This is a genomic window from Halobacillus yeomjeoni (assembly GCF_020171525.1).
Taxonomy (GTDB): Bacteria; Bacillota; Bacilli; order Bacillales; family Halobacillaceae; genus Halobacillus; species Halobacillus yeomjeoni.
In genome coordinates this window covers 1,170,192-1,194,687 of the sequence record NZ_JAIVAI010000001.1, presented here as the reverse complement: position 1 = coordinate 1,194,687, position 24,496 = coordinate 1,170,192, and the positions used below count along the sequence as shown (strand labels likewise).

General features: G+C 43.5%; 22 protein-coding genes. 13 read left to right on the top strand and 9 right to left on the bottom strand.

What is annotated here, in order from left to right; translation table 11 throughout:
* The first annotated feature begins 1 nt into the window (after position 1).
* Entirely contained in the window at positions 2-1,015 is a 1,014-nt protein-coding gene (locus LCL89_RS06205; protein ID WP_224808792.1) for a cytochrome d ubiquinol oxidase subunit II, read from the top strand.
* Between the two features lie 209 nt (positions 1,016-1,224).
* On the top strand, positions 1,225-1,890 hold the full coding sequence (locus LCL89_RS06200; protein ID WP_197315611.1) for a potassium channel family protein: 666 nt from the start codon (positions 1,225-1,227) through the stop codon (positions 1,888-1,890).
* A 49-nt stretch (positions 1,891-1,939) separates the two neighbouring features.
* On the opposite strand, the gene LCL89_RS06195 is transcribed toward LCL89_RS06200, so the two are convergent.
* Positions 1,940-2,830 carry an RluA family pseudouridine synthase gene (locus LCL89_RS06195; protein ID WP_224808782.1) on the bottom strand — a complete coding sequence of 297 codons (891 nt, stop codon included), beginning with the start codon at positions 2,828-2,830 and terminating at the stop codon, positions 1,940-1,942.
* Positions 2,831-2,957: 127 nt separating this feature from the next.
* Between LCL89_RS06195 and LCL89_RS06190 the strand changes: the two genes are divergently transcribed.
* Entirely contained in the window at positions 2,958-4,679 is a 1,722-nt protein-coding gene (locus tag LCL89_RS06190) for a pyruvate oxidase (RefSeq protein WP_224808779.1), read from the top strand.
* 46 nt (positions 4,680-4,725) lie between these two features.
* Here LCL89_RS06190 and rnjA read toward each other — a convergent pair whose 3' ends face one another.
* Positions 4,726-6,393: a ribonuclease J1 gene (gene rnjA, locus LCL89_RS06185; RefSeq protein ID WP_197315614.1), complete on the bottom strand. Its 1,668-nt coding sequence runs from the start codon at positions 6,391-6,393 to the stop codon at positions 4,726-4,728.
* Positions 6,394-6,396: 3 nt separating this feature from the next.
* Positions 6,397-6,606: a DNA-dependent RNA polymerase subunit epsilon gene (locus LCL89_RS06180; RefSeq protein ID WP_197315615.1), complete on the bottom strand. Its 210-nt coding sequence runs from the start codon at positions 6,604-6,606 to the stop codon at positions 6,397-6,399.
* A gap of 430 nt (positions 6,607-7,036) precedes the next feature.
* Here LCL89_RS06180 and LCL89_RS06175 point away from each other — a divergent pair, with 430 nt between their 5' ends.
* Positions 7,037-7,816 (top strand): Cof-type HAD-IIB family hydrolase, encoded by a 780-nt coding sequence (locus tag LCL89_RS06175; protein ID WP_224808777.1) that lies wholly within the window; start codon positions 7,037-7,039, stop codon positions 7,814-7,816.
* 79 nt (positions 7,817-7,895) lie between these two features.
* Here LCL89_RS06175 and def read toward each other — a convergent pair whose 3' ends face one another.
* Positions 7,896-8,450 carry a peptide deformylase gene (gene def, locus LCL89_RS06170; protein WP_224808774.1) on the bottom strand — a complete coding sequence of 185 codons (555 nt, stop codon included), beginning with the start codon at positions 8,448-8,450 and terminating at the stop codon, positions 7,896-7,898.
* A gap of 199 nt (positions 8,451-8,649) precedes the next feature.
* On the opposite strand from def, the gene LCL89_RS06165 reads away from it, so the two are divergent.
* The 5 genes from LCL89_RS06165 to lpdA all read left to right on the top strand — a co-directional run bounded on the left by LCL89_RS06165 (position 8,650) and on the right by lpdA (position 14,608).
* A complete protein-coding gene (locus LCL89_RS06165) occupies positions 8,650-9,402 on the top strand; it encodes a YkyA family protein (RefSeq protein WP_224808772.1) in 753 nt (250 codons plus the stop codon).
* Positions 9,403-9,810: 408 nt separating this feature from the next.
* Complete coding sequence (gene pdhA, locus LCL89_RS06160) at positions 9,811-10,893, top strand: pyruvate dehydrogenase (acetyl-transferring) E1 component subunit alpha (RefSeq protein ID WP_277923840.1); 1,083 nt, start codon at positions 9,811-9,813, stop codon at positions 10,891-10,893.
* A 3-nt stretch (positions 10,894-10,896) separates the two neighbouring features.
* Positions 10,897-11,874, top strand: a complete 978-nt coding sequence (locus LCL89_RS06155) for an alpha-ketoacid dehydrogenase subunit beta (protein ID WP_224808770.1) — start codon at positions 10,897-10,899, stop codon at positions 11,872-11,874.
* Positions 11,875-11,902: 28 nt separating this feature from the next.
* Entirely contained in the window at positions 11,903-13,198 is a 1,296-nt protein-coding gene (locus tag LCL89_RS06150) for a dihydrolipoamide acetyltransferase family protein (protein WP_224808768.1), read from the top strand.
* Positions 13,199-13,201: 3 nt separating this feature from the next.
* Complete coding sequence (gene lpdA, locus LCL89_RS06145; protein WP_224808766.1) at positions 13,202-14,608, top strand: dihydrolipoyl dehydrogenase; 1,407 nt, start codon at positions 13,202-13,204, stop codon at positions 14,606-14,608.
* A gap of 140 nt (positions 14,609-14,748) precedes the next feature.
* On the opposite strand, the gene LCL89_RS06140 is transcribed toward lpdA, so the two are convergent.
* The gene (locus tag LCL89_RS06140) at positions 14,749-15,126 is read right to left on the bottom strand and encodes a hypothetical protein (RefSeq protein WP_224808764.1); all 378 of its coding nucleotides are present in this window, start codon (positions 15,124-15,126) and stop codon (positions 14,749-14,751) included.
* A 278-nt stretch (positions 15,127-15,404) separates the two neighbouring features.
* Between LCL89_RS06140 and LCL89_RS06135 the strand changes: the two genes are divergently transcribed.
* Positions 15,405-15,779 (top strand): SET domain-containing protein, encoded by a 375-nt coding sequence (locus LCL89_RS06135; protein ID WP_224808762.1) that lies wholly within the window; start codon positions 15,405-15,407, stop codon positions 15,777-15,779.
* A gap of 52 nt (positions 15,780-15,831) precedes the next feature.
* Here the strand turns inward: LCL89_RS06135 and LCL89_RS06130 are convergent, their stop codons facing one another.
* The 3 genes from LCL89_RS06130 to LCL89_RS06120 form a co-directional block, all read right to left on the bottom strand.
* Positions 15,832-17,388: an ABC-F family ATP-binding cassette domain-containing protein gene (locus tag LCL89_RS06130; RefSeq protein WP_197315622.1), complete on the bottom strand. Its 1,557-nt coding sequence runs from the start codon at positions 17,386-17,388 to the stop codon at positions 15,832-15,834.
* Between the two features lie 324 nt (positions 17,389-17,712).
* Positions 17,713-19,245 carry a glycine betaine uptake BCCT transporter gene (locus LCL89_RS06125; protein WP_224808760.1) on the bottom strand — a complete coding sequence of 511 codons (1,533 nt, stop codon included), beginning with the start codon at positions 19,243-19,245 and terminating at the stop codon, positions 17,713-17,715.
* 49 nt (positions 19,246-19,294) lie between these two features.
* Positions 19,295-20,371 (bottom strand): FUSC family protein, encoded by a 1,077-nt coding sequence (locus LCL89_RS06120; RefSeq protein ID WP_224808757.1) that lies wholly within the window; start codon positions 20,369-20,371, stop codon positions 19,295-19,297.
* Between the two features lie 133 nt (positions 20,372-20,504).
* Here LCL89_RS06120 and LCL89_RS06115 point away from each other — a divergent pair, with 133 nt between their 5' ends.
* Positions 20,505-21,380: a polysaccharide deacetylase family protein gene (locus LCL89_RS06115; RefSeq protein ID WP_224808755.1), complete on the top strand. Its 876-nt coding sequence runs from the start codon at positions 20,505-20,507 to the stop codon at positions 21,378-21,380.
* A 297-nt stretch (positions 21,381-21,677) separates the two neighbouring features.
* Positions 21,678-21,791: a GapA-binding peptide SR1P gene (locus LCL89_RS06110; protein WP_197315626.1), complete on the top strand. Its 114-nt coding sequence runs from the start codon at positions 21,678-21,680 to the stop codon at positions 21,789-21,791.
* 155 nt (positions 21,792-21,946) lie between these two features.
* Here the strand turns inward: LCL89_RS06110 and LCL89_RS06105 are convergent, their stop codons facing one another.
* Positions 21,947-23,416 (bottom strand): aminotransferase class I/II-fold pyridoxal phosphate-dependent enzyme, encoded by a 1,470-nt coding sequence (locus LCL89_RS06105; protein ID WP_224808745.1) that lies wholly within the window; start codon positions 23,414-23,416, stop codon positions 21,947-21,949.
* Positions 23,417-23,539: 123 nt separating this feature from the next.
* Here LCL89_RS06105 and LCL89_RS06100 point away from each other — a divergent pair, with 123 nt between their 5' ends.
* Complete coding sequence (locus LCL89_RS06100; RefSeq protein ID WP_224808743.1) at positions 23,540-24,496, top strand: NAD(P)H-dependent flavin oxidoreductase; 957 nt, start codon at positions 23,540-23,542, stop codon at positions 24,494-24,496.

Below are 24,496 nucleotides of genomic sequence, written 5' to 3'. Positions count from 1 at the left end.
CATGAATTATGAGTTAATTGGAATTACAGTTTTATGGATTTTCCTATATGGATACTTGATTGTTGCCTCGATTGACTTCGGGGCAGGCTTTTTCGCCTATTATGCGAAACTGACCAAAAAAGATCATATCATCAACCAGTTGATTTCAAGGTATCTATCACCTGTGTGGGAAGTGACGAACGTCTTTTTCGTCTTCTTCTTCGTAGGACTCGTCGGATTCTTTCCGGACATGGCTTATTACTTTGGACAGTCCTTGCTTGTGCCTGGAAGTATCGCCATCGTACTGTTAGCGATTCGGGGATCGTTTTATGCTTTTGAAAACTACGGATCTAAAGACAATCATTTGTATATGTTCTTATACGGGGCGACCGGACTCCTTATCCCAGCGTCCCTTTCAACCGCGTTGACCATTTCTGAAGGTGGGTTCATTGAAGAGACCGCCAACGGCGTCCAGCTTTTATACGGAAAACTATTAACGAGTCCGTATTCATGGAGTGTGGTCTTTCTAGCCGTCGTATCTGTATTATATATCAGTTCCATGTTTTTAACTTACTATGCGAACCGTGCAGGGGACAAACCTGCCCTCGAGCTTGTGAGAAAATATGCGCTGTTCTGGAGTTCACCGACGATCATCGCCAGCTTGACGACATTCATCGCGTTGAGTCAGCAGAATCTTGAACACTATCAGCGTGCGATCGAACTTTGGTGGGTATTCGGAATATCCGTCGGCTTTTTCCTCATTGCCGTATTCTTGATCTATATCGGAAAATATTATGGCTGGGCTTTTATCGCAGTCATGTTCCAATTCTTGTTCGCTTTCTTCGGTTATGGGGCTTCACACCTGCCGTATCTGCTTCGTCCATTTGTGACGTTGAGCAGTGGAGTGACAAACGAAACCATGGCGATCTCGTTGATCATCGCATTTATCGCAGGACTGTTCCTGCTTATTCCGTCTCTCATTCTTTTAATGAGAATGTTCTTATTCGACGCCGATTATGTAAAAGGTAAAAAGTAGAGCAGGCTAGGCAGTGCACCCCGGATGTTAGAGTCAAAATATAACTTCCGGGGTGTTTAGTTGTATATAGAGAAGATGAGGTGGTCTATTCTACTCCATGAAAAAAGGTTGGTTAGGAATTAATCCACGATGCATTTTCGTTTATGCTTTAAAAGCCATTCTATGGTAGAATAACGGTAGATTTTGTTAGAGAAGATGGGGGACATGTCATGAAAAAAGAATTCGCAGTCATAGGCCTTGGGCGCTTCGGCGGCAGTATCTGCCGTGAATTGAGCCGTGAAGGCATGGAAGTCCTGGCTCTTGACCTTGATGAAGATAAAGTGAATGAATATCGGGATATCGCTGGACATGCCGTCATTGCCGACTCGACAGATGAAAATGTTTTGAAAGAGTTAGGCTTTACAAACATTGACCACGTTATCGTTGCAATCGGTGATAACATTCAGGCGAGCATGCTGACTACTTTGATGTTAAAAGAAATGGGCATCAAAACCATTACGGTCAAAGCCCAAAATGACTACCATGAGAAGATATTGAATAAGATCGGAGCGGATCACGTCGTACACCCTGAACGAGATATGGGGAAACGAATCGCTCACAATATCATATCGAACAACATTCTCGATTACATTGAGCTATCTGATGACCATAGTGTTGTAGAGGTGAAAGCCGGAAGCAAGATGAGCGGCCGTACGCTGGTCGACCTCGACATACGTGCAGAGTATGGGTGTAATGTCGTAGCCATCAAGCGAGGAAAAGAAGTCATCGTTTCACCGATGGCGACAGAAGAGATTCGCGAGAGCGACATTCTGATTGTAATTGGTGCTGATAATGATATTAGTCGTTTTGAGAAAAATTTAGTAGTGGAAGATTAAAGAGTGGGCGTCCGCCCACTCTTTTTTTTGGATATCAGCGAAAAAGCTTTTACAGACCAAACCCCTCAGGCAGTGGAGCTTCGCATTTGATTCGTTCGCCCGTAATGGGGTGGGGGAATTCTACTTTGAATGCGTGCAGAGCCACGCGATTTCCTTTCTTACTTCCCCCATATAAAACATCACCATATAAGGGATGTCCGATGTGACTCATATGGACGCGGATTTGGTGTGTCCGGCCTGTCTCGAGTTGAAGCTCCACCATGGTTAAATCTCTTGCCGGGTCATAATGAATCACTTCGTAGTTCGTGACAGCTTTTTGTCCGCGTGGAGAGACTCTGCGCCGTGTTCCATGGTGCCTGTCTTTCCCGATCGGCTCATCAATTTTCCCTTTTTTCTTTTTCATTTTTCCATGAACGAGTGCGGTGTAGGTTCTCTTGATCCGCCGCTGTTCCAACAGACGGTCCAAAGTTGCGACAGCAAGAGGATTCTTTGCAAAGATGACAGCGCCTGTAGTGTCTTTATCCAATCGGTGGATGTGACGGACCTTCGCTTCCAGTCCCTGGCTTTGAAAATGGAAAGCTACGCCGTTAGCAAGTGTATCCTTTTGACCAGGGTCGTTGGGGTGGACGTTCATACCCGTCGGTTTGTCCACGACCAGCACGTGATCGTCTTCGAATAACACGTTCAAGTCCATAAAGGACGGCGGAGTCCCCAGCTCTTCAGGAATGAAAAGTTGAATCTGAAGAACATCTGCTTTTCTCAGTTCATAAGACCAGGAGGACTCCTCATTATTGATTTTGACTCCTTTATTCATTCGTAGGTGATGAAGTAATTTTTTCGGAATAAGCAAATCTGTTTTTAATGTATGTTCGATCGTTTGTCCGGCCCAATTGGAGGGGACCGTCAACTCCATCCATTCTCCTTTTTTATTCAAATGCATCCATAACACCTGCTTTCTTGATCCTTGAATCCTGCGTCGTTCCATTGCAGGGTTTATTTTACATGCACATCGGATATAAAGAAAGTTATAGACGATTTTACTTATGGTTTTTGGAAAGGGTGAGAGTATGTTTAACAAACGAACAGGAGAAGTATTGGCTCAGCAATTGATTGATCAGGGGGTAGGTCAAATTTACGGCATGCCCGGGGATTCAATCAATGAGTTCATTGATGATATAAGAAAAAGGAAAGATGAGTTGGAATTCATCCAAGTGCGCCACGAAGAAACCGGAGCACTTGCGGCAGCGGCTCACGCCAAATTGACGGGGCAGATCGGAGTCTGCTTGTCCATCGCAGGTCCGGGAGCGATTCATTTGATGAACGGTCTGTATGACGCGAAAGCAGATAAGGCTCCGGTACTTGCCCTTGTAGGTCAAGTGCATAGTGAAGAAGTCGGCACAGGAGCTTTTCAGGAAATTAATTTGGAGCGGATGTTTGATGATGTAGCGGTCTTCAACCAGCGTGCTGAGACAGAAGCTCAGCTCCCTGATTTGATGGACCAGGCCATTCGCGAGGCATATACTCATCGTGGGGTTTCAGTGTTGATCGTACCTGACGACCTTTTTGCTGAAAAACAAAAAGGAGATGTAAGGCGGACAAGCAGCGGTTATTATGTACCAGAGATGACCCCGAAAGGTGATCGACTCAAAGAAGCAAGACAGTTGATCGAACAGGCGGAGAAACCGTTGATCCTTGCCGGGAAAGGTGCAAAGCACGCCAAGGAAGAACTGCTGCAATTCGCTGAAACGATCAAGGCACCGATTATACTCAGCCTGCTGGCTAAAGGAATCATTCCTGATCATCATCCTTACTGTTTAGGTCAGCATGGCCAGATCGGAACCAAACCCGCTTATCATGCCATGAAAGAAACAGACCTGCTCATCATGGTCGGAACTCAGTTCCCTTACCGTGATTTTTTACCAGACGAAGTTAATGCCATTCAAATTGATAATAAACCGGAAAACTTAGGGAAACATTATCCGATTACCACAGGTCTTGCGGGAGATGCAAAAGAAACGCTGGAATTACTTAATGAAGCAGTGATTCCCGTTGATTCAAGGTCTTATTTGACAAATTATCAGGAAAAAATGAAGGACTGGCATATCGCTATTCAGGAAGAAAAACGCCTGGAAAGTAATCCTCTTCATGCTCCTCAAGTGATGTACGCATTGGAAAAGCATATGAAACCTGGGGCAGTCGTGTCAGCTGATGTAGGAAACGTTACGGTATGGACATCCCGGTTCCTATCTTTAGTGGATCAATCCTATTTGATTTCCGGCTGGCTCGCAACGATGGGGAGTGGACTTCCAGGCGCCTTGGCTGCGCAGAAAGCATATCCGGATAAACAAGTGATCGGTGTTGCAGGTGACGGGGGATTTTCCATGGTCATGCATGATTTCGTCACAGCCGTCAAATATGATCTTCCGATAAAAATGGTCGTGTTGAACAACAGTAAAATCGGTATGATCAAATATGAACAAGAACAAATGGGACATCTCAATTATGCAACGGATTTGGGAGAGGTCGATTTCGCTAAATTCGCAGAGGCATGTGGAGGAGAAGGTTATCGCATTGAAAGTTTCGAAGAATTAGGGCCGAAGATGGAGCAGGCTTTCGTATCCAATAAACCGGTACTGATCGACGTAGTGATTGAAGACCAGGCACCATTGCCGGGTCATATCGACTATCAATCTGCCGTCAATTATTCGAAGTATATCGTTAAGAACTTCTTTGAAACCGGTGGTCTGGACTTGCCGGATATGAAAAAAGCATTGAAACGATTGACATGAAGCCATAAAAAAACCCCGCTCAGAGGAGCGGGGTTTTTTGGTTTGATTATACCTCCATGATGATCGGCAGGATCATCGGACGACGTTTCGTCTTCTCGAATAAGAATGGAGCAATCGTGTCAGTGATTTCGTTCTTGATCTCTGACCATTGAGTCGTTCGGCGTTCCATCACTTTTTCTACGTGGGAACTGACTAATTTTTGTGCTTCTTTGATCAAGTCTTCAGATTCTCTCATGTAAACGAATCCGCGGGAAATGATATCTGGACCAGAAGCGATCTTGAATTCCTTCATGTTGATGCTCACTACTACAATGACAAGCCCTTCTTCAGACAGGATACGGCGGTCGCGCAATACGATATTACCGATATCACCGATTCCGCTTCCATCTACATAGACAGATCCTGAAGGGATTTTCCCTGCCACCATCGCTTCATCTTTACCTAATGCAAGAACATCTCCGTTATCCATGACGAAGCAATCCTCAGGGGCCAGGCCACAATCGTGACTCAAGTTGGCATGCTCTTTCAGCATACGATATTCCCCGTGAATCGGCATGAAGAATCTAGGCTGCATCAAGCGAAGCATCAGTTTCATTTCTTCTTGACTTCCGTGACCTGAAGTATGGATATCGTTCAATGGGCCGTGAATGACATCGGCTCCGGCACGGTACAATTTATTGATGGTACGGCTGACGCTGATCGTGTTTCCAGGGATTGGGGAAGAAGAGAACACGACAGTATCGCCGGGCTGGATTTGAATTTGACGGTGAGTTCCGTTAGCAATTCTGGAAAGAGCAGCCATTGGCTCACCTTGTGATCCTGTACAAAGAATCGTGACTTCATTCGCAGGAAGACGGTTGATCTGCTGTGCATCGATAAACGTATCTTTCGGTGCACGGATATAGCCAAGTTCTTGACCGATACTGATGGAAGCTTCCATGCTTCGGCCGAAGACGGCGACTTTTCTTCCGTATTTCACTGCTGCTTCCACCACTTGTTGTAAACGGTGGATGTTTGATGCAAATGTCGCAAAGATCAATCGACCATCGACACGCGAGAAAATGTCATGAATGCTTTGTCCAACCACGCGCTCTGACTTGGTAAAGCCAGGGACTTCACTGTTTGTACTATCTGATAACAGGGCGAGAACACCTTCTTTTCCGATCTCAGCCATTTTGGCAAGGTCGGCGGGTTCTCCAACAGGTGTGAAATCAAACTTGAAGTCTCCGGTATGAACGATGTTACCTGGTGGTGTCTTTACAACGACACCAAAGGAATCAGGTATACTGTGAGTCGTTCTGAAGAAGGAGACAGACGTTTTACGGAACTTGATTACATCGTCTTCTTGGATCGTATGCAATTTCGTATTCCGTAACAAACCGTGCTCGTCCAGTTTATTCCGGAGCAGGCCTGCAGCCAGCTTCCCGGCATAAACCGGGATGTTGATTTCACGTAACAGGTAAGGGATACCACCGATATGGTCTTCGTGACCGTGGGTGATGAACAACCCTTTGATTTTATCTTGGTTTTGAACCAGGTAGGTATAGTCCGGGATGACGTAGTCAATTCCTAATAACTCGTCTTCTGGGAACTTGATACCCGCATCAATGAGGATGATTTCGTCCTGGAATTGCACGCCGTATGTGTTTTTTCCAATTTCGCCAAGTCCGCCAAGGGCGAAAACGGCTGTTTGGTCGTTTTTAACGAATTTCATCGGTTATACATTCTCCACTTTGAAATCTTCGGATTGCTGCTCATATGCCAAGTGATCCTCATCAAGCACCTGGATATATTCGATATTAAATCCTTTATTAGCCAATTTTTCACGTACTTTTCTCTCTGTTTCCGCTTCCACGTACATGGCTTGGGTACGTTCACGGACAGGAACTTCTTTCGCTAGTTCCTGATATAAAACTTTAAAAACCATTACTCTATCGCTCCTAACTAGATATAATTTCCACATTCTTGTCCTGTTACTAATGATAGCACGTTTGTTGCTGCTATGGTAATGATAATGGTGGTTGAACAAGTCAAAGATTCATGATCTACGCGTATTTCTTTCGTTCCATAAATTTTTTCCAACGTTTTCTAAGCTTTCTTCGAAGACGCTTCATCATATGGACCCATCTCCTTTCATCGATGAAGAAAAGCGCCAAAAACGTTAAACCGCCCAATCCCTGTTACCTCTAGTATAATACGGTTTCTTTAATAATGAAACATTTTACATCGCAGAATTTATATTTATCGTGTGTTTTTCTTCTCAAACCTATGCTCTCGTGCTACAGTATAGCCAAATACCGCTATAAATTATGATTCTGTTTTGGAATCAATCCAAAAAGAAAGTGAGAGGAAAGAAGATGACTAAGAAAATCGCATTCTTTGATATAGATGGAACGTTGTTAAACCACCAAAAGAAACTGCCTGAACAAACGAAGCAGGCAATCCAGGATTTAAAAGAAGCCGGAGTCTATTGTGCCATTGCTACAGGAAGAGCCCCGTTCATGTATAAAGAACTCCGGGAAGAGCTTGGAATCGATTCCTTCGTAAGTTTCAACGGCCAGTATGTCGTTTTTGAAGGGGAGGAGATATATACCAACCCTTTATCTTCCCCGCAACTTGAAGAGCTTCATAAAAATGCAAAGGAAAATAACCACCCGATGGTATTCATGAACCACGAGAAGATGATGGCTTCTGAATCGGACCACCCGTTTATAAAGGATAGCTTAGGTTCACTTTATATAGACCATCCTCCGGTAGATGAGTCTTTCTATAAAGAAAGAGAAATATATCAATCCCTGATCTTTTGTGAAGGTGGAGAAATTGATGATTACAGACATCGCCACACGGACTTTGACTATATTCGCTGGCATCAATACTCCTGCGATGTCCTTCCCCGTGGCGGGTCAAAAGCGGAAGGGATCAAAAAACTGATTGAAGCAGCAGGTCTTCATATTGATGATTCTTACGCTTTTGGAGATGGATTGAATGATGTCGAGATGATCAGAGAAGCGGGCACTGGTGTCGCAATGGGGAACGCGGTTCCTCAAACCAAAGATGTGAGTGACCATGTGACAGAAGATGTGAATCAGGATGGTCTTGTTAAGGCGATCTATGACGTTGGTCTGTTAAAAAACTGAACTTTTAAGCTTAATGGGTATTATTAGCGATTTGAAAATCGACCAAAAAAAGAAGCCAGCGGTCTGCCGGCTTCTTTTTTTATCGGTCTGCCGGTGTTGCGTTTTCCGGCTCTTTGAATGGTTCTTCTTCATCGATATGGTCGTAGAACATGACACCATGTAAATGATCGATTTCGTGCTGGAATACGATCGCAGCAAAATCGCGGAGACGCAGCTTGACCTCATTTCCTTCAAGGTCCGTTCCCTTTACGGTAATTCGACGGTAACGCGGAACATATCCTGGGACTTCACGATCCACGGATAGACAGCCTTCACCGGTGGATAGATACGTGCGCTCCACAGAATGGCTGACAATTCTCGGGTTGAATAGGCCGTAGCTGTATAGTTTATCCTTCATATCTACGAAGTGAACAGCAAGCATTCTCTTATTCACGTTGATTTGGGGCGCGGCCAGACCCACACCAGGTCGCAATCCATACTTTTCTGCGATTTGTTCATCCTGGCTGTTTTTTAAATATTGAAGCATTTCCTCCAATGTATTTTTATCTTCTTCAGAAGGAGGGAGAGCGACTTCGTCAGTTTCTTTTCTTAAGGCGGGGTGCCCTTCGCGTACGATATCATCCATTGTAATCATTGAAAAACATCCTTTCTGTGTTGAACATTATCACAGCATGTATTTAGAGGAAAGGGGCTTATACATTCGCTTCAAAGGATTTCAACTCTTGGAAACATTTGAGAAATCCCCACTTCCAATTTAATTTCATTTATTATACTATTGTACATATGACCAGATTACAATATGGATTTGTAGCAACGACAAGGGGGAAATCTTAGTGCATCAACGTATGCTTATGGGTGTGCTGACTGCAGTAGTCCTTTTTCTGACTGCATGTACAGGCTCGTCAGCTCAAGAAGAAATTTATGACCATTTAGAGAAAGCTGTTACGCTGGAAGAGACTTTTCGTGAGCAACAGAAGCCTTTAGTACAGTTGGAAAATAAGGAACAAGAACTTTATAACCAAATTATTGACTTAAGTATGAATGAATTCGACAAAATCAAGGAACTCTCTAAAGAAGCCGCTGGAATTGTTGAGCAAAGGCAGGAAAAGCTGAAGCTTGAAAAAGAGAGTATCGAATCAGCTAAAGAAGAATTCGATCAAATCAAGCCGTTGATTGATGACATAAAAGAAGAAAATCAAGAGGCGAAAGAAAAAGCGGAACAATTATATGAAACGATGCAGAAAAGGTACGATGCATACCAAAAACTTTATGCTTCTTATGAAGAAGCGTTAAAGCTTGACTCTGAGTTGTATCAAATGCTTCAAAAAGAAGATCTGACAGAAGAAGAACTTCAGAAGCAAATCGAAGCAATTAATGAAAGCTATAATCAGGTGCTTGAAGCGAATGAAGAGTTCAACCAATATACCGAAGAGTATAATCAGTTGAAAAAAGAATTCTACCAGGCATTAGATATTGAAGTCACCTACGAGGAACCAGCTGAAAAACAGGAAACAGAATCAAAAGATGAAAAGTCAGAAGATCAATCAAATAAAGATGATGAAAAATCTTCTGATTCCAATGAATAAAAGAATTTAAAAAACCGCCCTGTGGCGGTTTTTTTATTTGCATCCAAAAGAAAAAAAACTTATGATTGATACAGGTCTTAAATTTTATTGGTACAGTAGTTGTTTCCTGAATGACAAATACCACCTGTTTTTTACAATTCTTTATGTGGTTCGCTTATAGGTAAACATTATATTAGTTCAACTAATTGACGAATGATGGCGAATTGAGCTAAACTACATATTGAATCTGTATTGTACCATTAAAACTTGTTTAATGATTGTAACAGTTTCACCAAGGATACACACATGATTATTCAAGTCGTGTACAGGGTAAAACGTAAAGAGCAAAAAGGTACAGTTTTTTTTCATATTTGGGAAAGCTACTCACAGCATCCAATTTTAAAATAGGAAAGGAAGAGGTGACTCATTTTGAAACGAACTCTTGAGAACATTGAAAATCAGTTCGAAACGTTTCAAATCATGAACGAAGAAGGCGAAATCGTCAATGAAGACGCAATGCCTGATTTGTCAGATGAAGATTTAAAAGAAATTATGCGACGCATGGTCTTTACGCGTATTTTGGACCAACGTTCAATCGCGCTGAACCGCCAAGGACGTCTAGGATTCTATGCTCCTACAGCGGGACAGGAAGCTTCTCAGCTGGGAAGCCAATTTGCACTTGAGAAAGCAGACTTTATCCTTCCGGGATACCGTGATGTACCTCAGTTGATCTGGCACGGTCTTCCACTTTACCAGGCATTCTTATTCTCCCGTGGACACTTCAAAGGGAACCAAATGCCAGAAGGCGTGAATGCAGTAAGTCCTCAAATCATCATTGGTGCACAGATCACTCAAACTGCCGGTGTTGGTCTTGGTTATAAGAAACGCGGCGAGAATGCAGTAGCAATCACTTACACTGGTGATGGCGGTGCTTCTCAAGGTGACTTCTACGAAGGTATCAACTTTGCAGGTGCATTCGGTGCGCAGGCGATTTTTGTTGTGCAGAACAACCGTTTCGCAATCTCCGTACCAGTTGAAAAGCAGTCTGCAGCTCAAACAATCGCTCAAAAAGCGGTTGCTGCTGGTATCGAAGGCATCCAGGTAGATGGAATGGACGTACTAGCTGTTTATGCAGCGACGAAAGAAGCACGTGAGCGTGCAGTCAGCGGTGAAGGTCCTACATTGATCGAGACTCTGACATACCGTTACGGTCCACACACAATGGCTGGTGACGACCCGACACGTTACCGTACAGAAGAAGAAGACAACGAATGGGAGAAGAAAGACCCAATCGTTCGTTTCCGTAAATTCCTAGAAGCTAAAGGGCTTTGGTCTGAAGAGGAAGAGAACGAATTGATCGAAAAAGCGAAAGAAGACATCAAAGCTGCGATCAAAGAAGCAGACAATGTACCGAAGCAGTCAGTCACTGACCTTATCGGTATCATGCATGATGAACTTCCATCTAACCTCCAAGAGCAGTTGGAAGAATACAAAGAAAAGGAGTCGAAGTAAATCATGGCACAAATGACAATGATTCAAGCCATCACAGACGCGATGCGCACAGAACTAAAAAATGACGAAAACGTGCTGATTTTCGGTGAAGACGTTGGTCAAAACGGCGGTGTATTCCGTGCTACCGAAGGTCTTCAAAAAGAATTCGGCGAAGATCGCGTTTTCGATACACCACTAGCTGAATCCGGAATCGGTGGTATGTCTATCGGTCTTGCCCTAACAGGCTTCCGTCCTGTACCTGAGATCCAGTTCTTCGGTTTCGTTTACGAAACTATGGACGCAATCAGCGGTCAAATGGCTCGTTACCGTTACCGTTCTGGTGGCACTCGTCAAATGCCGATTACTATTCGTTCTCCTTTTGGCGGCGGGGTGCATACACCTGAACTTCACGCGGACAGCTTGGAAGGCCTAATGGCTCAACAGCCTGGTCTGCGCGTAGTTATTCCATCCAACCCTTACGATGCGAAAGGTCTTTTGATCTCTTCCATCCGTAATAACGATCCTGTCATCTTCCTTGAGCACATGAAACTTTACCGTTCATTCCGTGAAGAAGTGCCGGAAGAAGAATATACAGTAGATCTAGATAAAGCAGCAGTTAAGCGTGAAGGTACGGATGTTACGTTGATCGCTTACGGTGCTATGGTTCACTCTGCATTGAAAGCTGCAGAAGAGCTTGAAGAAAATGGTGTAAGTGCAGAGGTTATCGACCTTCGTACAGTAAGCCCTGTAGATTACGAAACAATCATTGAATCCGTTAAGAAAACAAATCGTGCGGTTATGATTCAGGAAGCTCAGAAGCAAGCTGGAATCGCTGCAAACGTTGTTTCTGAAATTCAAGAGCGCGCTATCCTGCACCTGGAAGCTCCAGTACTACGCGTAGCAGCTCCTGACACAGTATACGCATTCACTCAAGCTGAATCTGTATGGCTGCCAAACCATAACACGATCGTTGAAAAAGTTAACGAAGTAATGAACTTTTAATCATCTCTAAATATAGGAGGTTATACCCGTGGCGTTTGAATTTAAACTGCCTGATATCGGTGAAGGTATCCACGAAGGTGAAATCGCAAAATGGTTCGTCAAAAAAGGCGATGAAGTAAAAGAAGATGACGTGCTTTGTGAAGTACAAAACGACAAAGCTGTTGTAGAGATTCCTTCCCAAGTAGACGGAACGGTTCAAGAAATCCATGTCGACGAAGGTGAAGTTACAACTGTAGGTACAGTCATCATCACGATTGATGACGGTTCTGAAGACACTGGCGGATCTGAAGCTGAAGAAGCGAAGGAAGAGCCTAAGGAAGAACCTAAAGAAGAGAAAAAAGAAGAAAAGTCTGAACAGCCTGCTGCTAAAGCAGATGACAGTGACGTAGATGAAGATGCACGCGTTATCGCTATGCCTTCTGTACGTAAGTTCGCTCGTGATAACGATGTGGACATCCGTAAAGTTCAAGGCTCAGGTAAAAATGGCCGTGTTCTTAAAGAAGACGTTGAAAGCTTCATGAATGGTGGTCAACCAGAAGCGGCTGCAGATTCTTCTGTTGATGAAGCGAAAGAAGAAGCGACTGAAACGAAGCAGCAAGCAGCTCCAGCAGCTGGAGAAGCGTATCCAGAAACTCGTGAGAAGATGAGCGGAATCCGTAAAGCGATCTCTAAAGCTATGGTTAACTCCAAGCATACGGCTCCTCACGTAACATTGATGGATGAAGTTGACGTATCTGAACTTGTTGCACACCGTAAGAAGTTCAAAGCGGTTGCTGCTGAACAAGATATCAAGCTGACTTACCTTCCATACGTTGTAAAAGCTCTTGTCTCTACTCTGAAGAAATATCCGGTATTGAATACATCTGTTGATGACAATACGGATGAAATTATTCAGAAACACTACTATAATATTGGTATCGCTGCAGATACAGATAAAGGTCTATTGGTTCCAGTCGTTAAAGATGCTGACCGTAAGTCCGTATTCTCTATCTCAAGCGAAATCAATGAACTAGCTGTGAAAGCTCGTGACGGTAAACTTGCAACAGAAGAAATGCAAGGTGGTTCTACTACAATTACAAACATCGGCTCTGCTGGTGGTCAGTGGTTCACTCCGGTAATCAACCATCCGGAAGTTGCGATCCTGGGTATCGGCCGTATCGCAGAGAAGCCTGTCGTACGTGACGGCGAAGTAGTAGTAGCTCCAGTACTTGCTATTTCCTTGAGCTTCGACCACCGTATCATCGACGGTGCAACTGCTCAGCATGCAATGAATAACATCAAGCGTTTACTGAACGATCCACAACTAATTATGATGGAGGCGTAAAGTATGGTAGTAGGAGATTTCCCAATTGAACTTGATACGTTAGTCGTAGGTGCGGGTCCTGGCGGTTATGTTGCCGCCATCCGTGCTGCCCAAATGGGCAAGAAGGTAACCATCGTTGATAAAGGCAACCTCGGTGGAGTCTGCTTGAACGTTGGATGTGTACCTTCTAAAGCGTTGATCCAAGCTGGTCACCGCTATGAACATGCTAAAGGTGCAGACGACATGGGCATCAAGTCTGAAAATACGACCGTTGACTTTTCCAAAGTACAAGAGTGGAAGAGCGGTGTTGTCAATAAACTTACCGGCGGTGTAGAAGGTCTTCTTAAAGGAAACAAAGTCGACATCGTTAAAGGTGAAGTTTATTTCGTAGACAAAAACACAGTCCGTATCATGGATGAGAAAAACTCTCAAACATATACGTTCAACGATTGCATCATTGCTACAGGTTCTCGTCCGATTGAACTTCCAAACTTCAAATACTCCAAGCGTGTCATCGACTCTACAGGTGCGCTTGCTCTTGAAGAAGTTCCGAAGAAACTCGTTGTCATCGGCGGCGGTTATATCGGTACTGAGCTTGGTAGCGCTTATGCAAACTTTGATACGGAAGTAACGATTCTTGAAGGTACAAAAGAAATTCTTGGTGGCTTCGAGAAGCAAATGTCTTCTATCGTCAAGAAGCGTCTGAAGAAAAATGGCGTGGATGTCGTTACAAACGCTATGGCTCAAGGCGTTGAAGAAACAGAAGACGGCGTTACTGTTAAATACGAAGTCAAAGGCGAAGAGAAATCTGTAGAAGCGGACTACGTTCTTGTAACCGTTGGCCGCCGCCCTAACACAGATGAAATCGGCCTTGAAGACCTTGGTCTGAACATGACTGACAAAGGTTTGATTGAAATCGACAAGCAGTGCCGTACAAGCATTAGTAACATCTATGCAATCGGTGATATCGTCGAAGGACCACCACTTGCTCACAAAGCTTCTTATGAAGGTAAAATCGCAGCAGAAGCGATTGCTGGTGAAAAATCTGAGATTGACTATCTAGGAATTCCTGCGGTAGTATTCTCTGATCCAGAACTAGCTTCTGTCGGTTACACTGAAGATGAAGCGAAGGAAGCGGGATACGATGTGAAAGCATCTAAATTCCCATTCGGAGCAAACGGACGTGCTCTATCTCTTAACGATACTGATGGTTTCTTGAAACTTATCACTCGTAAAGAGGATGGATTAGTGATCGGTGCTCAAATCGCTGGACCAAATGCTAGTGACATGATTGCTGAGCTTGGCTTGGCTATCGAAGCTGGTATGACAGCTGAAGACTTGGCATTGACGATCCACGCTCACCCGACTCTAGGTGAGATCACGATGGAAGCTGCTGAAGTAGCTCTAGGCATGCCGATTCACATTAAATAATGATAAAAGTAAGAGCAACAGGTTTGTCCTGTTGCTCTTTTTTTTATAGGCTCTATTAAAGTCTGTTGTTGAAATTATGTAGGTCGGTAATAAAGAGGATGAAACACAGAAGACGAGCTTAGCAGACTAAGCTCGTCTCTTTATTTGGAAGCCATTGTGATGGAGCGGTCAATCGTTGAGAAGATATCACGGCTCGGTTGCTCTCCTGTTATCTGCGATATCATTTTACCTTCTTTTTTAATAATCAAAGCAGGAAGCTGTTCTTCTTTCAAATGTATGTTGTCCAAACTGACTTTGGTTTGCTGGAAGTCCATTTGAAGTTGGTCTTTAGTAGCTGTTTTCCAATCTAATAAAGCGGATATATAATTCTGAGCTTTCTTGGATGGTTCTGACTTTGTGTACAAATAAACTTCATAGGAATCTTTTTTTGCGCTCAAAATTTCAATGTTTTTTTCAGAAGGTAAACAACCGACGACCAATAAGATAGTAATGGATAAAAATATGCCGTATTTCATCATTCCAACCACTCCCTCGTCCTAAGTCCGATTTCATTTTATCAAGGACGAGACGGTAGGAAAGGAATGTTATCGAATTGTCATCCAAATGAAAGGTATCTGTCGTGTGGGTTACACCTTTGTTAATTTCCGCTGTTTTATAGGGGATATAAGAGCATGGAGGCTCAGACTGATGGATATCTAAAGTAAATCTCCTGTAATCATCATCTTCTCACAAATGAAGCATTGATGAATATTGTAAAACAAGGAAAAGGACCTTGTTAGAGGAGAGGGGAAGACGAGTGGGGCTGATCATCAAAGAAACCAATCGATATGGAAGAGGCGTATTCACGACCAGAAAAATAAAAAAAGGGGATTTGATTGAGCAGTCTCCAGTTATAGTGGTACCTTCCCGGGAGAGAAGATTCATCACTAAAACGGTTCTCTCCAATTACTTTTTTAATTGGGGTAGAAGTTTCAATGATGTGGCTGTTGCCTTAGGGTACGGCTCGTTATTCAATCATTCTTACTCTCCTAATGCTTATTTTAAAAACAACTTGAGGGCTTCTACGGTGGATTTCTATGCCTATAAGGATATTCAGGCCGGTGAAGAAATCACTGTCAATTATAATGGGGATCCGCGTGATTCCACACCAGTTTGGTTTGATGTTAAGTAATGATAATAAACAAAAGACTGCCTTACTTCAGAGAGTAGGCAGTCTTTGATCGTTAAAAAACTTTTGTCGTCCAATCTTCACAATTCCAAACGTCGGTGACGATATCTTTATAAAAGTCTGGTTCGTGTGAAATGAGTAAGACACTTCCTTTATATTCATTCAATGCGCGCTTCAGTTCCGCTTTAGCGTCGCGGTCCAGGTGGTTGGTCGGCTCATCGAGAACGAGAAGGTTCGTCTCTTTGTTGATTAATTTACATAAGCGTACCTTCGCTTTTTCTCCACCGCTCAATACCTGCACTTTGCTTTCAATGTGTTTCTTCGTCAATCCACACTTAGCTAGTGAGGCGCGGACTTCACGCTGGCTGAAATGACGGAATTCCTCCCAAATTTCATCAATGCAGGTGTTGGAACTTTCTTCTTTCAATTCCTGCTCGAAATATCCGATATGAAGGTGCTCTCCTAATTCAACAGAACCGGATACCGGTTGGATTTCTCCAAGAATACTTTTCAGTAAAGTCGTCTTTCCGATGCCGTTAGCACCGGATAGGGCGATTTTCTGACCGCGTTCCATTGATAAATCCAATGGGCGGGAGAGGGGTTCATCATAACCGATCACCAAGTCCTTCGTTTCAAATAGATACTTCCCAGGAGTACGTGCCTGCTGGAAGTCAAACTCAGGTTTCGGTTTTTCTGCATCCAATTCGATGACATCCATCTTATCGAGCTTTTTTTGACGGGACATCGCCATTTTACTTGTTGCCGCGTTCGCTTTGTTCCGGGCAACGAAGTCTTTGAGGTTGGCAATTTCTTTCTGCTGCTTTTTATAAGCTGCTTCCATCTGCTTTTTCTTCATATCATAAACACGTAAGAATTCATCATAATCCCCAGGGTAGCGGGTCAGCTTCTGGTTTTCCATATGATAAATCAGATTGACGACACTGTTCAAGAACGGTATATCATGGGAAACAAGAATGAAGGCATGATCATACTCCAATAGGTAGTTTTTCAGCCATTCGATATGTTCCACATCCAAGTAGTTGGTCGGTTCGTCAAGCAGGAGAATATCCGGCTTTTCTAATAATAATTTGGCAAGCAGCACTTTTGTTCTTTGACCACCACTTAAATCATGGACATCCTTGTTCAAACCCAATTCATCAAGGCCAAGCCCATTTGCGACTTCTTCAACTTTGGCATCAATCGTATAAAAATCATTATTTGTCAGTGTATCTTGAATGCGGCCTGTTTCTTCAAGTAAATGCTCCAGTTCGTCCGGTTCCACTTCACCCATTTTTGCGAAAAGTCCATTCATTTCACTTTCCATATCAAATAAATATTGATAGGCCGTACGGAGGACATCTCGAATCGACATACCTTGTGAAAGGCTTGTATGCTGATCCAAATATCCGACACGGGCATGTTTGGACCACGTGATACTGCCGGCATCCGGCTCAAGCGTACCTGTAATGATATTCATGAAAGTGGATTTCCCTTCGCCGTTCGCGCCGATCAATCCTATATGTTCCCCTTGTAATAAACGAAAAGAAACATCATCAAAAATCGCCCGGTCTCCGAAACCGTGGCTCAAGTGATTGACTGTCAATAAACTCATATATTAAACACCTTTTCTTTATTGAAATTCATCCTTACCCATTATAAAGGTCATAGCTGAAAAGAGATAGGGGGGATTTGATATACCTCGTTGATTTTCTATTTTGGAGGGAAGTAAATGAATACTTTTTCTTCCAAAAGGGTAAGGAAATACCAAGATATGTTCTTGCCTTTACTTACTTACGGTAAATGTATCGGGGACGTAGGAAATGGCTCTTTCTTTCCGAGGAAAGCATTGTAACCTCACAAATGCCTTGTAACTATGTATTTTGAATGAACAGAAAAAAAGCCGTCATTCGTGATGAATGACGGCCTGGTACTTCTTTTATTTTTTCTTACTTAAATCGACTTTTTTCGCCTCATCTTTAAACGTCTTGTATAGACTGAAGCAGATCAGGATCATGATGAATGTGAACGGGAAGGCAGCAATGATGGCTGCTGTCTGAAGTGCACCAAGACCACCTTGCCATAGCAGCACTGCTGCAGCACCTGCTTGAATGATTCCCCAAGTGAATTTGACTTGGTTTCTTGGGTTCAAGCTTCCGTTTGTCGTCTGCATTCCGAGTACGAACGTAGCGGAGTCAGCAGAAGTAACGAAGAATGTGCTGATCAACAGCAACCCGATGATAGACATCAGTGTACCAAGTGGTACGTGACCAAGCATAGAGAACAAGGCTACTTCTGTACCCAGCTCACTTACATCAGAATAGATGTCAACTCCGTCGAAGTATTCCAGGGAAATTGCTGTACCACCGAATACAGAGAACCATAGCGCTCCAAAAATGGTTGGTACGAGAAGGACACCTAGAATGAATTCACGGATTGTACGTCCTCTGGAAACACGGGCAATGAATGTACCAACGAATGGTGCCCAGGAGATCCACCATGCCCAGTAGAAGACGGTCCATCCTTTAACGAATGAGTTATCTTCAGCGAATGGTGTCATCCGGAAACTCATATAAGGCAGGTCACGCAGGTAAGACCCGAATGTTGTCGTGAAATAGTCCATGATGAAATTCGTAGGTCCTGCGAAAAGCAGGAATACCATAAGGGAAATGGCCAATACGATATTCGTGTTACTTAAATATTTAATCCCTTTGTTCAGGCCGGTCATAGCAGAAATCATGAATAGGACCGTTACGACAGCAATGATCGTTAGCTGCAGACCAAACGTATCTTCAAGCCCATCAATCGTATAAGCTAAACCACTTGAGATCTGAAGTGCTCCTAATCCGAGGGATGTAGCAACACCGAAGATCGTTGCGAATACTGCGATAAAATCAACCAGTGTGCCAATTGGTCCTTTGACACGTTTTTCACCTAACACTGGTGTAAGCGCAGCACTGATGACACCTGGAGCATCTTTTCTGAACTTGAAGTAAGCCAGTGCCAACGCAAGTACAGCATAAATGGCCCATGGGTGGAATCCCCAGTGGAAGAAGCTGTATTTCATTGCAGATTGAGCTGCGCCTTCACTTGTCGGTTCCTGTCCGACTAGTGGTGGAGAGTGGAAGTGTGAAAGGGGCTCAGCTGCTCCCCAGAATACAAGTCCGATACCCATACCGGCACTGAACAGCATTGCGAACCAAGTGATATATGGATATTCTGGTTCATCGTCAGGTTTACCTAACTTCAGTTTTCCGTATTTAGAGAATATCAAAAAGATAGCAAATACTAAGAATCCAGTGGCTGATAGTAAGTAGAACCACCCGAATTTATCTGTCAAGAATCCTTGGACAATGGTAGTGATGTTCGATAAGTTCCATGTTGGCAGCGTTTCTTTAGGGATGACTCCCCATAAAATGAACAAGAAAGCTGCAACTACAGAAATGTAAAACACTTTTGTTACTTGTTTCATTACCTCATACCTCCTCAAAAAATTAATTCCCATACCTCGCTCCACTTGATCATGCTTTCAAATAACATTTTTGGACCATGTCGTTCTGTTTGTATGACATGCTTTGTAGTTCTTCCAAAACGTCATGAAAACACAGCAATTCATAAATCAAAATCGTCTGTGGTGGCAAGTGATGCCGATAACCAGTCTGTTGCTGTACATGTTCTTCTTTCCATTTCCAGAATACATCGTCCAGCTGTTGCACCCGTTGAAATTGTTCTTCTTTGATCGAATGAGTCGGGTCCTGGAGAACTTGCACATAATCGTCAGTTAAAGCGAGCAATAGTTGTTTTTCTTTATCTGAGAAATCCGATGACTTCGTTTGGACATACTGAAGGTTTCCAAGATGATAGGCAATCTGTTGGAAAGCCCCTAGCTTTTTCTGTGCAAACTGGAAAGCCATCCTTTCTTCGTTGGTGTGGCGGTGATACTTCCACTCTTCTCGCTGGTACTGGGAAAGTTGATACGTTCTTTCCAATTGGGCAGTCAACTGCCGATAGGACTTTTGAATTCCCCGATTTTTCTCTTTATCGTCTGCTATATCGTCTGAAATTATACGTTTAAGTAACCGGCCGGCATGATTATACAAGGCATTGATGTTTTTGTAAATCATCGGGGAATAATTGGGTGGCAACAGGAAAAAATTCACAATAGTAGAGACGATGATACCAATAGATGTAGTACCCAACCTGATGAAAAACGAAACAATATGATGCTCTTGAAATTCTGGGATCATAGCCGTAGCTGTGATTGTGGCAACTATAATTCCATCATCCAGCTTCAGCTTATGACAAATGCCGATTGTCAACATGGCGACTAAAGCAAATGTCAATGCGCCCTTGCCGAAAATCCCGTAAAAGGATGTGGCAAGCAATGCGCCGATGGCTGATGCCGGAAAGCGTATCAACGCTTTTTTTATAGAATCTGCTGCTGTATGTTCAATGGTGACGATTGCCGTAATGACAGCAAAAATGATCGGCAAATTAAAAAAACCGCAGATTAATGCAGTTAAGAACACAGCTATCCCTGTTTTCAGCGTACGTCCGCCCAGGATTTTAAACTTCGCGAGTGAGTGTATCATCTGCATCACCTTTGCATAAAAGGAATGTCGTACAACCACGATTAGGTATTATATAATAAATTACCCCAAAACGATAGCGTAAACCCTTGAATTTCTTATATAATCATAGATGGAAATACATAACAGTGGAGGGTCATCTATGAAAAAAGCGATTGTCTTCCTTTGTCTGGCTTTGTTTTTAGCTGCATGCAGCGGAGCTACCGGAGAGGGAAAAGATGAACAGAAGAATAATCAAACGCAGGAAGAACAAAATTCGGATGAAATGAAAAATGCTTCAGATGAAGAGCAGGGAAAAGAAGAATCAACGGATCATCAAGAAACCATAAACCAAAATGAAGATGATACCGAAGAAGAAACGAACGAAAGCACGCAGCCCGAGGTTCAAGAGCCACAGTATGAATTGACGGGAAACTGGTCACTCAAACCTATCAGTGACGCAAACCCGGAAGTCGTCTTGTTGACGATTGATGATGCTCCAGACAATCACGGGGTGGAAATGGCCGAGACCTTGCAAGAATTGAATGCCCCGGCGATTTTTTTCGTGAACGGTCACTTCATTGATACACCAGAAGGGGAAGAGGAACTAAAACAAATATACGATATGGGATTCGCTATCGGAAACCATACTGAAACGCATGCTTCACTGCCGGACTTGACTAAAGAAGGGCAGCGGGAAGAAATCGTCGGGTTGAGTGATAAGATTGAAAAAATCATAGGTGAACGCCCGAAGTTTTTCCGAGCGCCATTCGGTCAAAACACGGATTTTTCAAAAGAACTGGTGCAAAAAGAGAACATGCTGCTGATGAATTGGACATACGGGTATGATTGGAACAAAGAGTACATGAAAGCAGATTCCTTGGCAGATATCATGGTGAATACAGAGCTGTTGTCCAATGGGGCGAACCTATTGATGCATGATCGGGAATGGACGGCGGAAGCACTACCGGATATCGTAAAAGGGTTAAAAGATAAAGGGTATGATTTATTGGATCCTGCGTTGATTCAAACACCATAATAAACAAGAGCGGATGGCTGCAGAACAGCCTCCGCTTTTTTATTGTCTCCGAGAGAAGAATATATGGTTTCTGTTTTTTCTATTTCATGACCCCAACTTCTATATCCCCGTTTTATCAAATAAATGCGTTCTTTTTGTTCTATAAAATTGCCGCCTACATATAAATGATAAGAGGTGAACTCATTAGTATGTCATATTGTTTAAAATGTTATACTTTTGGGGTTGATTTTTTGATTGTGTCATAATAAAATAAAACTACGTTGAAAGCGATTACAAATAATAAGGAGTGGATTTATTGTGGGTACAATCGTATGTCAAGGCTGTCAAAAAGTAATCGAGCATTATGAGAACGAGAAGGTTTCTACTCTTTATAGCACATGCCCTACATGTAATACGACAAAGAAAAAGTAAATCTGATCCATAGAAGAAAGCCCCGCTGCAAATAGCAGCGGGGCTTTCGTGTGTTCATTTACAGATCTACAAGCGTAGAGAATGACCCACTTCATATAAAGGGTTGTCCAAATGCAAAACAACAAGGTCACATCTACCAATCAATTCAAGTGATATTATTTGAAAGCCCGTTGCTCTGTAATGACATGGATCGTTTCTAAGGTATCATCTTCAGGGCCTTGGACAGGGAGACCTGCTTCAATGTTTTCATGAATATAAGAAATGTTTTCTTCAGTAATGATCTCCCCAGGAATGAAAATAGGAATTCCTGGTGGGTAAACCATGACGAATTCTGCGCTGATTCTTCCTACAGCTTTTCTTAACGGCACGATTTCAGTTGAAGCATAAAAGGCATCGCGAGGTGTAAGAGAAAGCACAGGGATCTCTGGAACTTTGACGGCCACTTCTTTGTGTTCGTAAGTAGAGGAACAGGTTTGAGACAACTCCATCAAAGCTTCGGTCAATAATTGAATATCTTCTTCCCGGTCTCCAGGGGCGATGATGCACAAGATGTTATATAAATCGGATAATTCCACTTCTATGGCACGATGCTCACGCAGCCACACTTCGACGTCGTAGCCTGTCATTCCAAGATTTTTGACCGAAATGATAACTTTTGTTGGATCGTAATCATACGTCGCTTCGCTTTCCAGGATTTCGATGCCTGGGCAGTACAAAGAAGGGATTTTGTTGATTTCATTTCTCGCCATTTCGGCTAAATGCAATGCTTTTTCAACCATCTGACGCCCGTTGATCGCGAGATGCCTGCGAGCGGTATCAAGGGAAGCGAGTAATATATAAGAGGTCGAAGTCGTCGTCAACATCGACATGACGGTTTGAACTCGCTCGTGTGAGACCAATCCTTCCCTTAAATTCAATACAGAACTTTGAGTCAGTGATCCTCCTAATTTATGAACACTTGTCGCAGCCAAATCGGCTCCTGCCTGCATGGCTGAAAGAGGAAGACGCTCATGAAAGTGGATATGGACGCCATGAGCTTCATCAACCAGAACCGGGATGTCGAAGGAATGAGCAATGTCGACGATTTTTTTCAAGTCGGCTGTGATTCCGAAATAGGTAGGGTTGATGACGAGAACACCTTTTGCATACGGGTGGGCCTCGCACGCACGTTGTACAGCTTCTGGTGTGATCCCGTGAGAGATGCCGAATCGGTCGTCCAGCTCAGGGTGGATGAATACCGGCTTGGCACCTGATAGAATGATTGCAGTCGTTATCGATTTGTGTACATTACGGGGAACAATGATTTTATCCCCGGGCTGGCAGACACTCATGATCATCGTCATGATCGCTCCGGAAGTTCCTTGGACGGAAAAGAAGGTGTAGTCAGCACCGAAAGCTTCAGCAGCTAATTCCTGGGCTTCGCGGATCATCCCTTGAGGATGATGAAGGTCATCCAGCGGCTGAATGTTGATGAGGTCGATAGATAGAGCATTTTCACCGATGAACTGTCGAAACTCTTCATCCATCCCTTTTCCTGCTTTATGACCGGGTATATGAAATTGCGTCGGCTTTTTTCCGACGTGTTTTTTTAATCCTGTAAATAACGGGGTTTCATTTTGATTCATTTCATTCATGCACCTCTTTACTAATTGAAAGCAACTGAATTATAGCAGAGTCCAAGATGGCTTGCTAGTTATTTTTTCATCCTTTCACAGGCGTGGTAAAATATCAACCAAGGAGGGGTGGGAATGGAGTGGAAGACGAGAGTCACAGAACTGTTGAATATTGATTATCCAATTGTCCAAGGCGGACTTGCCCATTTAGCCTATGCAGAGCTTGCCGCCGCAGTTTCAGAAGCTGGTGGGTTAGGCCAGATTACAGCAATGAGTATGGAAGGTCCGGATCAATTAAGGGATGAAATCGACCGACTGCGGACGATGACTTCAAAACCTTTCGGGGTCAACTTCGCCATAGGTCAACATGGGCGGTCTTATGAACATATGGTCCAGGTCGCAGTTGAAAAAAATGTCCCGGCTATATCTGTTACCGGAGGCAATCCGAAAGGTGTTTTGGATCTTGTCAAAGGAACAGGGATTAAAACGCTTGTCCTTGTAGCAGCAAGAAGGCAGGCAGAAAAAGCAGAAGAGTTGGGGGCCGATGCCGTGATGGTTGTCGGACATGAAGGAGGCGGACACCTGGGGCGTGATGATATCGGAACGTTCGTCCTTACACCTCAAGTTGTAGATTCTGTAAACATACCTGTTCTTGCATCAGGTGGAATCGGTGATGGAAGAGGGTTGATGGCTGCGCTGGCCCTTGGAGCGGAAGGTATTGAAATGGGGACGAGGTTCATAGCGACAAAAGAATGCGTTCATGCCCATGAGGCTTATAAAAAAGCTTTGATCGAAGCGGACGAAACCTCGACAACCATCATCAAACGGAGCCTGAAAGCACCGGCGAGAGCTTTGAAGAACAAATGGACCGATCAAATTCTTGAATTGGAACAGAATGATGCCGGCTATGAAGGGTTGAAACATTTGATCAGCGGAGAAGCTAATAAAAAGTTCATTTATGACGGAGAACAGGACTGTGGGTTTGGATGGGCGGGGCAGGTCGCCTCAAGAATCCATGATGTCCCAAGTGTAAAAGAACTCTTTGAACGTATGATCACTGAAGCGGAAGAATTCCGGAGAAAGTGGTCTTAA